The sequence below is a fragment of the Actinomadura oligospora ATCC 43269 genome, from assembly GCF_000518265.1.
In the GTDB taxonomy this organism is placed as follows: Bacteria; Actinomycetota; Actinomycetes; order Streptosporangiales; family Streptosporangiaceae; genus Spirillospora; species Spirillospora oligospora.
In genome coordinates this window covers 172,192-184,516 of record NZ_JADG01000008.1, presented here as the reverse complement: position 1 = coordinate 184,516, position 12,325 = coordinate 172,192, and the positions used below count along the sequence as shown (strand labels likewise).

Genomic DNA, 12,325 nt, shown 5'->3' with positions numbered 1-12,325 from the left:
GCACCGATCCGAACCGACGCCGACCCGCACCCGGGCCGACCTGCACCGACGCCGGCCCGTGCCGTCGCCGACCGCACCGGCACCCACTTCGATTCGCATCGCGGCCCGCGGGTTCCCGGTCACGCGCCGACCGCCGTCCGTCCAGGATCGGGCCTCCGTCTTCCGTTCAGTGTGATCCGGGGCACTTTTCGACACAAGCGCGTTCCCGTTCACCGACATTCCGGGAGGTTCGCGACCCCGTCCGCGCATCATGCAGAACGCGGTGGCGCGTCCGCCGCCCCAGAACGTCCGGGGACGCCCACTGGCCGCCTTCGGCCACCTCGCGAAGATCGTGACCGTTAGCAAAAACACACAGAGTCACGGCAGCACGACTTGTGTCAAGGGAACGTCGTGGTGTGAAGTGACGTTCTGTAGATGACGTTCCCCCGTGGGACGTGGCTGAGCGGTCGATCGAGAGGAGTTGAGAGTCCGCAGTGTCGGACCCCAGTCATAGACCCGGTGCGCCGTGCTGACCGCCGCACTGGGCCTGTTCGCCGTCATCCTGCTCACCGCCGCGACGGGCTACTTCGTCGCCCAGGAGTTCGCGTTCGTCGCCGTCGACCGGGCCCGGCTCTCCGCCGCCGCCGACAACGGCGACGCCGCCGCGCGCCGCGCCCTGCGGGTCGTCGGCCGGCTCTCCTTCATGCTGTCGGGCGCCCAGCTCGGGATCACCATGACCACCCTGGTGGTCGGGTTCATCGCCAAGCCCGCCCTGGCCGGGCTGATCGAACCGCTGCTCCCGCCCGCGGGCGTCCCGTCCGGCGCGGTCGACGCGGTCGCGCTCGCCGCCGGTTTCGTCCTCGCCACGCTGATCCAGATGCTGCTGGGCGAGCTGTTCCCCAAGAACCTCGCGCTCGCGCGGGCCGAGGGCCTGGCCCGCGCGCTCGCCGCGTCCACGCTGGTCTACCTGACCGTCGCGGGGCCACTGATCAGGCTGTTCGACCGGGCCGCCGAGCGGCTGCTGCGCGCCGTCGGCGTCGAGCCCGTCGAGGAGCTGCACAGCGGCGCCACCCTGGAGGAGCTCGGCGACATCATCGACCGCTCCGCCGGGGCCGGGCACCTGCCCGCCGACCTGTCCCGCCTGCTCGACCGCGCGCTGTCGTTCGGCGACCGGACGGCCGACGAGGTCATGGTGCCGCGCCCGCAGGTCCGGTCCCTCGCCTCGGACGCCACGGTCGCCGAGCTGGTCACCCTGATCCGCGAGAACGGCAACTCCAACTACCCGGTCTACGGCCAGGACATGGACGACGTCATCGGCGTCGTCGGCGCGCGGGAGGCCGCGGCCGACCGGCTCGCGCCGTCCACGCCGGTCTCGGCGATCGCCCGGCCCGCGCTCATGGTCCCCGGCAGCCAGCCGCTGTACGGGGTGATCGACCGGATGCGCGAGGCGGGCGAGGAGTTCGCCTGCGTCGTGGACGAGTACGGCGGCCTCGCCGGGATCCTCACCTTCGAGGACGTCGCCGAGGAACTCGTCGGCGAGATCACCGACGAGAACGACGCCCGCGAGGAGGCCCCGGTCGGCTCCGCCGACGGCTCCTGGCTGCTGGACGCCGGGCTCCGCGTCGACGAGATCGAGCTGACCACCGGCCTCGCCCTCCCCGAGGGCGACTCCTACGACACCGTCGGCGGCCTGGTCATGGCCGAGCTCCGCCGCCTCCCCCGCCCCGGCGACCGCCTGGTCGTCCCGCTGGGCGAGGACCGCGCCGAGCCGGACGGCCACGCCGAGATCGAGGTCGTCTCCGTCGCCCGCCGCGTAGCCCGCCAGGTCCGCGTCCGCGCCCTGACCACGGCCGACTCACCGCCCGCCCTCGACCTCACCGCCGAAGGCGCGGCTCCGGAAACGGCCGTACACGTCCCGGCCCAGAGCCGGACACCCCGCCTCACACCCGATCCGACAGCCAGCTCCCCAAGCGGCCCGGCGGGCGGAAATGATGACGAGGGCGCGATGGCGGCGTCCGGGGAGGGACCTTGGACCCGCTGACCTCGCTTCTGATCACGGTGCTGCTGCTGGTCGGGAACGGGTTCTTCGTCGCGGCCGAGTTCGCGCTCGTCGCCGCGCCGCGTTCGCAGCTGGAGCGCGCCGCCGCCCGTGGCAGCCGTCCGGCCGCGGCGGCCCTCGCGGGCACGCGCGAGCTGTCCCTGATGCTCGCCGGAGCCCAGTTCGGCATCACGATGTGCTCGCTGGGCCTCGCGATCGTCACCGAACCGGCGTTCGAGCACGTCCTGGAGCCGCCGCTGCACGCGATCGGCGCTCCCGAGGCGGTCGCCAAGACCATCGCGCTCGGCTGCGCGCTCGGCGTCGTGACGTTCCTGCACATGGTCATCGGCGAGATGGCCCCGAAGTCGTGGGCGATCGCGCATCCGCGCAGGTCGGCACTGCTGCTGGCGGTGCCGTTCCGGGCGTTCGCGAAGGTGTCGCGGCCGGTGCTCGCGGCGCTCAACGCGCTGACCAACGGCCTGCTGCGGCTCTGCCGGATCACCCCCCGGGACGAGCTGGACACCCCGGCCGACGTCCGCTCGCTGGGCCACCTGGTCGGCGAGTCCCGGCGGCTCGGCCTGATCGGACGGCACGACCACGAGCTGCTCCGGCGGGCGATCTCGGCGCGGGAGGTCACGGTCGCGCACCTGGTCGTCCCGGCCGCGAGGGTCGCCATGGTGCCGTCCGACGCGACCGCCGCCGACGTCCGGCGGGTCGCGACGGCGAGCGGGCACAACCGCCTGGTCGTCCTCGGCGCGGACGGCGCGGGCCCCGGGATCGTGCACGTCCGGGCCGCCGTCACCGAGCCGGACGCGGGCCGCCACGCCACCGAGCTGGCGCACCCGGCGCCCGTCCTGACCAACGCGACGACCGTCCTGTCGGCGGTCTCGCTGATGCGCCGCTCGCGCGCCCAGCTCGCCGTCGTCTGCGGGGCCGGGGAGGGCGGCGAGATCGCCGGGATCGTGACCCTGGACGACCTGCTCGCCGAGCTCCTGGCCGCGAACCCGCACTAACGGCCACGCATCCGCAGCCGCAACCGGTTCGCGGCTGCGGATGGTGCGTTCCTGTCGAGGTGCTGCAACGGATTCCGTGGTCCATGGTGGGGTCATGAGCACCCAATTCGGGCACGGTCATGGCCACGGACACGATCATGACCACGGGGACGGCCACACGCACGCCAACGGCCACGGGGACGGGCACGCGCACGGGAACGGGCACGCGCACGCGGGCGGGCAGGGCCACGGCCATGCGGCCGAGCTTGGACATGCGGACGAGCACGGACATGCGCGCGGGCGCGGGCAGGGCCACGGGCATGCGGGCGGGCATGGACACGGGCATGCGCATGCGGGTGGGCGTGGGTTGTGGGGGCGGGTGGGGCATGTCGTCCGGCCGCATTCGCACGAGGCGGCGGACAAGGTGGACGCGGCGCTGGAGGCGAGCGCCGACGGGATGCGGGCGCTGTGGATCTCGCTGCTCGTCCTGGCGGCCACGGCCGTGCTGCAAGCCGTCGTCGTGGTGATCAGCGGGTCGGTCGCGCTGCTCGGCGACACCCTGCACAACGGCGCGGACGCGCTGACGGCCGTCCCGCTGGGGATCGCGTTCCTGCTCGGCCGCCGTCCGCCCACGCGGCGCTACACCTACGGGTACGGGCGGGCCGAGGACCTCGCGGGCGTGTTCGTCGTCCTGGCGATCGCGGCGTCCTCGGCGGTGGCCGGGTACGAGGCGTTCCAGCGGCTCGCCCATCCACAGCCCGTGACGCACCTGTGGACGGTCGCGGCGGCGGCGCTGATCGGCTTCGCGGGGAACGAGCTGGTCGCGCGGTACCGGATCCGGGTCGGCCGCCGGATCGGGTCGGCCGCCCTCGTCGCGGACGGCCTGCACGCGCGCACCGACGGGTTCACGTCCCTGGCCGTCCTGCTGGGCGCGGCGGGCGTGGGCCTCGGCTGGACGTGGGCGGACCCGGTGGTCGGGCTGCTGATCACCGCCGCGATCCTGGTCGTCCTGTGGCAGGCGGCGCGCGAGGTGTGGCGGCGGCTCATGGACGCCGTCGACCCCGAGCTCGTCGCGACCGCCGAGCACGCGTTGCGGCACGTCCCGGGCGTGCTGGCGGTCGGGGACGTCCGGCTGCGGTGGATCGGGCACCGGCTGCGCGCCGAGTGCGACGTGGTCGTCGACCCGGGCTCCACGCTCGTCGAGGCGCACGACGCGGCCGTCCGCGCCGAGCACGCCCTGCTGCACGCCCTGCCGCGGCTGACCGGGGCCCTCGTCCACCCCGATCCGCAGCCCCGGGACGGTGTTGATCATCACGCGGCGCTCGCGGGGCACCGGAGCGCTCCCGGCCTGTGAGACGTTAGACGCGGACGGAGAGGGATAAATCCGGAGGGGATCCGGCGGGATCCCCTCGCGGAACCCGGATACCGGGATGGCACAACGGTGGAGCACGCTGTGGACGAGACGGAGCGGCTGCGGGAACGGGTCGCCGAGCTGTGCGCGACGCTGACCGAGCGTTACGAGCGCCTGGAGGCCGAGCTGCTTGAGGCGGTGCCGCCGGAGGGCGAGCAGCCGCTCGGCTGGTCCGGGCGGATCGCGGCCCTGCGCGTGTTCGCGATGCGCGAGCCCACCGACGACTGGACGGACCTCGCCCGCCTCATGGTCGAGCCGGAGACGCTCGACGAGCGGGTCGCGACCACGATCGACCTGTCCGGAGAGGACGTGGGGGACGCCGTCCGGCGGATCACCGACGCGCTGGACGGCCGCATCCTGCTGCTCGCGCCGTCCAGGGACGAGGCCGCCGCGCTCCTCGACGCGCTGGCCGACCGGGAGCTCCCGCTGATGCTGGAGGAGGTCGTCCCACCGCCTCCGTTCCGGCGCCGCGAGCACAACGGGACGGTCGAGTTCCGGTCGCTGGCGGAGGGCCGGGCGGGCACGCGGCCGCCGTCCCCGCCCCTTCCTCCTTCCGACCCGGAGGCCACGGTCAGCGACCTGGGCACTCTGCGCATGGAGACGATCCCGGACGAGATCGCGGAGAAGACCCGTCCCAACAGGATCGTCACCGACGAGGTGCTCGCCTCGCGCGCTCCGGCCGTGGAGGAGGAACCGGACGAACCGGATGATCGTCCGGCGGAGGAGGTCGTCCGGCGGATCGTGGTCCGGCCGGTCGGAGGCGTGTGGCAGGAGGACTGGGAGCGGGAGCTGCGCGGGCTCCAGCTCGGCCTCATGTGGCTGGAGCAGTGGCCCCGGGACGTCGCGACGGTCGAGCGGCTCCAGGTGGAGGGCGTCCAGCGGCGGGAGGAGCGGCGCGCCGACATCGAGGCGCTGGAGGCCGCGATCGTCGAACGCCGGGCCGAGCTCGTGACCGCCCAGGAGAGCGTGACCACGGCCGAGGCGGAGCGCGAGCGGACGCTGGGCGAGGAGGAGCAGGTCGCCGCGGAGGCCGTGGAGCCCCGGCAGGAGGCCGAGCGGCTCCAGGCCGAGGCGGACGGGATCGGGGCGAAGGCGGCCGAGGCGGCGCGCATCGCGGACGAGGCGTACGCGCGTGTCACGGCCATCGACGAGCGGTCGTCCCAGGCCCATTACGAGCGGAACATGGCCAGGGAGCAGGAGCAGCAGCTCGTCGCCGACCTCGCGCGGGCGCGTGAGGAACTGCCTGCGGCCAAGGCCGAGACCGAGCGGCTGGTGGCGGAGGACAGCACCGCCATGGCGGAGGGGCACGCGTCCTACTACCGCGTGCGCGCGGCGGAGTCGGCGGTCGCGGCGGCCCGTCAGAGGATGACGATGACGCAGCGGCTGCATGTCGCGCCGTCCCCGCCCGAGCTGAAGAAGGCGCGCGCCGACCTGAAGGAGAAGGTGCGGCAGGCGGACGACGCCGTGAAGCGCGCGCACGAGACGAAGGAGGCGGCCGAGCGCGCCGCCCACCACCAGGGGAGCCTGGAGCACTTCCTGGAGAACGGGGCCGAGCGGCTCGCGGCGGCCAAGCACGCGCAGGAACGCCTCACCGACGAGCTGACCCGGCTCGCCGAGGAGCGCGAAGGGGCCATCGAGACGCACCGCGAGCAGGCGCGGACCGCCGCCGAGGCCGCCGACAGGGCGACGCAGGCGGGCGCGTCCGCCCGGTACGCCGAGCAGACGGCGCGCGCCGCCGAGGAGCGCCTCGCCGTCGCCCGCACCGCGCGCGAGATCGCCGAGGCCGCCCTGGAACGGGCCGAGGCCGACGTCGAGGCGTCCGCGAACCGGATCGCGCAGGCCGAGAACGCGCTGGCCGAGCGCCGCTCGAACGCCGAGATCGAGAACGCCGAGGACGAGGCCGACCTCACCGTCGCCGTCGAGGCCGAGGCCCGCTCCCGCGACCAGGTGGCGGTGATCTGCGGCGACGACGAACCGGACATGGACGGGCTGCCCGCCGTCCAGGAGCGCGCGATGTCCCGGGTCGAGGAGCTGACCGGGCTGCTCGCCGCGCTCGCCGACAGCCCGCACGACACCGAGTCCGACTTCGCCCGGACGCTCCTCGACCGGGCCAGCGTCGTGGGCGGCTCGCCGTTCGCGATCTCGTCCGGCAACCCCGGCCAGTTCGACGAGCTGATGGTCACCGGCGCCGAGCGCCTCGGCCCGGACGACCTGCTCATCGGCGGCACCCGCGCCCGCCACTGGACCCTGCTCACCCTGCCCGCCGCCGTCCCGGAGCCGGAGCCGACGCCTGCGCCCGCGGACGAGCCGGTCGCCGGACCCGCCGCGCACCCGGTCGAGGAGACCGTCCCGGACCCGGTCGCGGAGACCATCGCACACCCTGTCGTGGAGTCGGTCGAGGAGACCGTGATCGACGCCCCCGAACCCGAACCGACTGCCGAGGACACGGCGAAGCGTCCGTCCACGAACGAAACGGCCTGACCCGGCGGCAAAAGGAACACCCGCGCGGCCCTGCCAGGCAGGACCGCGCGGGTGTTCTCGTTCTCGGGGGGTGGGGTCAGTCGTCCTCGTCGTCGTCACCGGGGATCAGGACGTGCAGGATCCAGCCGACGACACCGACGACGATGGCGCCCCAGAAGGCGGGCCAGAAGCCGTCGACGTGGAACGGAAGGTCGAGTTTGCCCGCCAGGAAGCTGGTCAGCAGGAGCAGCAGGGCGTTCACGACCAGGCCGATGAGGCCGAGGGTGAGGATGTAGAAGGCGCACCCGAAGGTCTTGATGATGGGCTTGAGGACGGCGTTCACCACGCCGAAGATCACCGCGACGCCGAGCAGCGTCAGCACGCGCCTCCCGGCGGTGTCGCCGGTGACGGTGATCCCGTGGACGAGCAGCTTCGCCACCCACAGCGCTGCCGCCGTGATCGCGACCTTGATGATGATTCGCACGCTTATGATCCTCCGTCCCCGGACACCCCGCGGTCATCCCTCCGCACGGCGATATCCGGAACGCCCGGCTCGTCTTCCAGGACGACCCGCGCCTCCATCAGTCCGCCCGGTCGAAGAACGGGGACGAGGCGTCGATGCGCGGACCGGCGGGGCGGGGCGGGGCGCCGCGTCCGGCCACCGCGGGGTCGCCGACCGGGCGGGGCGGGGCTCCGCCACCGCGCGCGGGCGAGGGAACCGGGGTCGGACCGCCGGCCGAGGCGGGGGCAGGAGCGGAACGACGACGCCGGCGCGTGGGGGCCGAACCGGGGCCGTCCGGCCCGACGGGACCGCCAGGGCCTTGCGGGGGGACGGCGCCGCTACGGGCGGGACCGGCCCCTGCGGGCACGGGGGTGGTGACATCAGGACGGCGCGGCCCGTCACCGCGAACCGGGGGATCGTCACCACGAACGGGACCGTCGCCGCGAACCGGGGGGCCGCCGCCGGGGGCGGGACGATCAGCGCCGCGGGGCTCGCCACGGCCGCGGCCACGGCCCGGACGGCCTGGGGCCCCACCGCGGCGGGCGCGGTCGAGCTGGTCCTGGAGCTGCTTCTTCTCCATCTCCAGGGTGGTCAGCGAGTCGCGCAGGTCGCGGCGGTTCGCCAGCATCCGGCCGAAGCCGATCCACAGCATGATCATGGCGACGACGAACAGCGCGGCGGTGACCGCGCCCGCGAGGAAGACCTGCCAGAGCGAGGTGATCCCGGGGACACGCTGGTCGAACAGGGTCAGTTGCGCGGGGCCCGTGTCGAAGATGACGACCGCTGCGCCGAGCGCGACGGCTGCGGCGGCGAGGATCAGTCCGAGGAACAACATCAGGGCGTTCTCCTCTCCTGTTTGCGGGGTGCCCCACCATGCCAGAGTCGCCTGATTTATGCCTGTTTTCGACCATCAGTGCTGGTCAGCGGATTCGCCGGGGTCCGCGGCGGGTAATGATCGTCCGCACACGCCCGTTCGCGTCCGGCCGTCCCGGCCGGGGAGGAGGAACTCCCTGATGACACCCCCGCTGGCCGTCGTCTTCGACCTGGACGGAGTGCTGGTCGACTCCGAGCCCGTCTGGGAGGAGGTCCGCCGCGGCTACGTCGCCGACAAGGGCGGCGTCTGGCGGCCCGACACGCAGAACCGGCTCATGGGCATGAGCACCGACGAGTGGGCCGCCTACCTCGCCGACGACCTGATCGGCGGCGACGTCACGACCGACCAGGTCGCCTACGAGGTCGTCGACCGGATGTCCCGGCGCTACGAGGAGGAGATCCCGCTGATGCCGGGCGCGGTCGAGGCCGTCCGGCGGATGGCGGACCTCCGGCCGCTCGGCCTCGCCAGCTCGTCGCCGCGCGCCCTGATCGACATCGTGCTCGCCCACCTCGGCGTCGCCGGGCTCTTCCGCGCCACGGTCTCCACCGAGGAGGTCGACCTGGGCAAACCGGCCCCGGACGGCTATCTCGCCGCCGCCGCGCGGCTGGAGGTCCCGGCCGGGGCGTGCGTGGCGGTCGAGGACTCCAGCAACGGCCTGCGCTCGGCGCACGCGGCCGGGATGCGGGTCGTGGCCGTCCCGCACCCCCGGTATCCCCCGGCCCCGGACGCGGCGGCGCTCGCGTCCCTGACGATCAAGACGCTGGACGAGCTGACACCGGACGTGCTGGCGCGTCTGGAGGATTCCGCCTAGGTCTGGAGGGTTCCGCCTAGAGGAGTGTGGGGGTTATCCACAGGAGTGCCGGAAGGGCCCCGGCTGTCGGCGGGCGCTCATAGTATGAGCCGGTGGCTTCTCCCGAGGACGACGGGTTCCCGCCCCCGTACGACGACCAGCTGAGCGAGGCCGACCTCGCCTCCGCCGACGCCTATGACGGCGAGGGCTTCGTCCCCGCCGACCCCGAGGCCGACGGCGGATACGGCGCGGACGGCGGCTACGGCCCCGCCGACCTCGGCGAGGTCCCGCCGCCGCGCCCGGAGTACGGCACGCCGATCGAGGTGCTGAACCGCGTCTTCGGCTACGACGCGTTCCGCGACGGCCAGCGCGAGATCATCGAGCACGTCGCGGACGGCGGCGACGCCCTGGTCCTGATGCCGACCGGCGGCGGCAAGTCGCTGTGCTACCAGATCCCCGCGATGGTCCGTAAGGGCGTCGGCGTGGTGATCTCCCCCCTGATCGCCCTCATGCAGGACCAGGTCGACGCCCTCCGCGCGGCGGGCGTCCGGGCCGGGTTCCTCAACTCCACCCAGGATTTCGAGGAGCGCCGCCTCGTCGAGGCGCAGTTCCTCCAGGGTGAGCTCGACCTGCTGTACCTGGCGCCCGAGCGGCTGCGCGTCCCGGCGACGGTCGAGCTGCTCGACCGGGGCACGGTCTCGCTGTTCGCGATCGACGAGGCGCACTGCGTGTCGCAGTGGGGGCACGACTTCCGCCCCGACTACCTCATGCTGTCCCACCTGCACGAACGCTGGCCCGACGTGCCGCGCATCGCGCTCACCGCGACCGCCACCCCGGCCACCCGGCAGGAGATCGCGACCCGGCTGAAGCTGGACGACGCCCGGCAGTTCGTCTCCTCGTTCGACCGGCCGAACATCCAGTACCGGATCGTCCCGAAGAGCGACCCGAAGCGGCAGCTGCTCCACCTGCTGAAGACCGAGCACGCCGGTGACGCGGGCATCGTCTACTGCATGTCCCGCGCGTCGGTGGAGAAGACGGCCGAGTTCCTCACCGCGAACGGCATCGAGGCGGTCCCCTACCACGCGGGGCTCGACGCGCCCGTCCGCGCCGCCAACCAGTCCCGCTTCCTGCGCGAGGACGGCCTGGTCGTGTGCGCGACGATCGCGTTCGGCATGGGCATCGACAAGCCGGACGTCCGGTTCGTCGCCCACCTCGACCTGCCGAAGTCCGTCGAGGGCTACTACCAGGAGACCGGGCGCGCCGGGCGTGACGGCCTGCCGTCCACCGCCTGGCTCGCCTACGGCCTCCAGGACGTCGTCAGCCAGCGCAAGTTCATCGACTCGTCCGAGGGCGACCAGGAGCACAGGCGTCGCCTGGCCCTGCACCTCGACTCGATGCTCGCGCTGTGCGAGACCGTCGAGTGCCGGCGCGTCCAGCTGCTGAACTACTTCGGCCAGCCGTCCGAGCCGTGCGGCAACTGCGACACCTGCATGTCGCCGCCCGAGTCCTGGGACGGGACGATCCCGGCGCAGAAGGTGCTGTCCGCGGTCTTCCGGCTCGACCGCGAGCGGCGCCAGAAGTTCGGCGCGAGCCACATCGTCGACATCCTCGTCGGCAAGAAGAACGCCAAGGTCATCCAGTTCGACCACGACGCGCTGTCGGTGTTCGGCGTCGGCTCCGACCTGCGCGACGTGGAGTGGCGCGGGGTGATCCGGCAGCTGCTCGCGCAGGGCCTGCTGGCCGTCGAGAGCAACCACGGCACGCTCGTCCTGACCGAGCGGAGCTCGGCGGTGCTCCGCGGTGACCACCGGGTCATGATGCGCCGCGAGCCGGAGCGCGCCCCCGCGAAGGCCGCGGGCTCCCGGTCGTCCAAGGAACGCAAGGCCGTGGTCGAGCTGTCCGCCGAGGCCACGCCGGTCTTCGAACGGTTGCGCGCCTGGCGCGGGGCGACCGCGAAGGAGCAGGGCGTCCCCGCCTACGTGATCTTCCACGACGCCACGCTGCGCGAGATCGCCACCGCGGCCCCCGGCTCCCTCGCCGAGCTCAGCGCCATCAGCGGCGTCGGCGAGAACAAGCTCGCCAAGTTCGGCGACCAGGTCCTCGACGTCCTCTCCGGCGAAGACTGACCACCCCCTGACCCGATCGGGAGCACCCCTCCCGATCGGTGCGGAGGTCAGTTTGAGGTGGCGTAGGCGTCGAGTTCGGCGAGGTAGGCGTCCTTGGTGGCGCGGGGCAGCCAGGCGATCTCGAAGGCGTTCCGCTGGAACTGCAGCAGCTCGTCGCGGCTCAGGCCCAGCTTCTCCTGGACGGCCTGGAGGTTCTCGGACACGTAGGCGAGGAAGTACGCCGGGTCGTCGGAGTTGATGGTGACCTTCAGCCCGAGGTCGAGCATCCGGCGGATCTCGGCGGCCTTCATGTCGGACGTCACGAAGCCGTTGGACACCGGGCAGACGGTGAACCCGAGCCCGCGCCGCGCGATCTCCGCTGTGAGCGCCTCGTCCTCGATGGCGTTGGAGCCGTGGTCGATGCGGTCGACGCCGATCACCTCCAGGCACTGCCGGATGTGCTCGTGCGTGTTGGGCTGGTCGATGTCGCAGTGCGCGGTGATGAGGTAGCCCTCCTCGCGCGCCCGCGCGAAGACCTTCGCGAATTTCGCGGGCGGATTGTCGCGTTCGTCCGAGTCAAGGCCGACGCCGACGATCCACTCGCGGTACGGCAGCGACTCCATGAGCGTCGCCATCGCGAACCCGGCGGAGAAGTCGCGCAGGAAGCACATGATGAGCTGGGCGCGGATGCCCAGCAGCCGCTCCGCGTCCAGGATCGCCCGGCGCAGCCCGCGGATCACCAGGTCGAACGGCACGCCGCGCGAGGTGTGCGCCTGCGGGTCGAAGAAGATCTCCACATACCGGACGTTCTGGGACGCGGCCTTGGTGAGGTAGGCGGTGGCGAGGTCGTAGAAGTCCGGCTCGGTCAGCAGGACGTTCATGCTCTCGTAGTAGCCGACCAGGAAGGACGTGAGGCTGTCGAACCGGTAGGCGTTGCGCGCCTCCTCGACCGTCCGGTACGGCATCCGCACGCGGTTGCGCTCGGCGAGCATCATCTTCAGCTCGGGTTCGAGGGTGCCCTCGATGTGCAGGTGGAGTTCGCACTTCGGCATTCCGGCGATGAACGCGTCCACAGCCATCCTCCTCGCGGGTCCGCCCGTCGCGGTTCGTCCCGTCCTGAGAATAACCCGGCAGGTCAGGACGGTTCCGGGGCGGCCCCGCCAGGGCTTCCAGG

Annotated in this window: 9 protein-coding genes; 6 read left to right on the top strand and 3 right to left on the bottom strand. The window is 73.0% G+C overall.

Translation table 11 applies throughout. The features are described from left to right. The first annotated feature begins 505 nt into the window (after window positions 1-505). The 4 genes from P696_RS45075 to P696_RS0112680 all read left to right on the top strand — a co-directional run bounded on the left by P696_RS45075 (window position 506) and on the right by P696_RS0112680 (window position 6,901). Entirely contained in the window at window positions 506-2,020 is a 1,515-nt protein-coding gene (locus tag P696_RS45075; RefSeq protein ID WP_157429661.1) for a hemolysin family protein, read from the top strand. Next, window positions 2,008-3,030: a hemolysin family protein gene (locus P696_RS0112690; protein WP_026412635.1), complete on the top strand. Its 1,023-nt coding sequence runs from the start codon at window positions 2,008-2,010 to the stop codon at window positions 3,028-3,030. The genes P696_RS45075 and P696_RS0112690 overlap by 13 nt, the downstream gene beginning before the upstream one ends. Window positions 3,031-3,124: 94 nt before the next feature. Then, on the top strand, window positions 3,125-4,363 hold the full coding sequence (locus tag P696_RS45070) for a cation diffusion facilitator family transporter (protein ID WP_084337359.1): 1,239 nt from the start codon (window positions 3,125-3,127) through the stop codon (window positions 4,361-4,363). Between the two features lie 99 nt (window positions 4,364-4,462). Further along, entirely contained in the window at window positions 4,463-6,901 is a 2,439-nt protein-coding gene (locus tag P696_RS0112680; RefSeq protein WP_026412634.1) for a coiled-coil domain-containing protein, read from the top strand. A gap of 76 nt (window positions 6,902-6,977) precedes the next feature. Here P696_RS0112680 and P696_RS0112675 read toward each other — a convergent pair whose 3' ends face one another. Continuing rightward, complete coding sequence (locus tag P696_RS0112675; protein ID WP_026412633.1) at window positions 6,978-7,364, bottom strand: phage holin family protein; 387 nt, start codon at window positions 7,362-7,364, stop codon at window positions 6,978-6,980. A gap of 97 nt (window positions 7,365-7,461) precedes the next feature. Then, a complete protein-coding gene (locus P696_RS52345) occupies window positions 7,462-8,217 on the bottom strand; it encodes a hypothetical protein (RefSeq protein ID WP_051467437.1) in 756 nt (251 codons plus the stop codon). A gap of 178 nt (window positions 8,218-8,395) precedes the next feature. On the opposite strand from P696_RS52345, the gene P696_RS0112665 reads away from it, so the two are divergent. Continuing rightward, a complete protein-coding gene (locus P696_RS0112665) occupies window positions 8,396-9,067 on the top strand; it encodes an HAD family hydrolase (RefSeq protein ID WP_026412632.1) in 672 nt (223 codons plus the stop codon). 92 nt (window positions 9,068-9,159) lie between these two features. Beyond that, a complete protein-coding gene (gene recQ, locus P696_RS0112660) occupies window positions 9,160-11,172 on the top strand; it encodes a DNA helicase RecQ (protein ID WP_170026425.1) in 2,013 nt (670 codons plus the stop codon). A gap of 47 nt (window positions 11,173-11,219) precedes the next feature. On the opposite strand, the gene add is transcribed toward recQ, so the two are convergent. Beyond that, window positions 11,220-12,224 (bottom strand): adenosine deaminase, encoded by a 1,005-nt coding sequence (add, locus tag P696_RS0112655; RefSeq protein WP_211245720.1) that lies wholly within the window; start codon window positions 12,222-12,224, stop codon window positions 11,220-11,222. Window positions 12,225-12,325: the final 101 nt, after the last annotated feature.

Excerpts from the sequence above, each read along its gene's own strand:
- P696_RS45070 (WP_084337359.1), top strand. The coding sequence starts at position 3,125 with ATGAGCACCCAATTCGGGCACGGTCATGGCCACGGACACGATCATGAC.
- P696_RS52345 (WP_051467437.1), bottom strand. The coding sequence starts at position 8,217 with ATGTTGTTCCTCGGACTGATCCTCGCCGCCGCAGCCGTCGCGCTCGGC.
- P696_RS0112665 (WP_026412632.1), top strand. The coding sequence starts at position 8,396 with ATGACACCCCCGCTGGCCGTCGTCTTCGACCTGGACGGAGTGCTGGTC.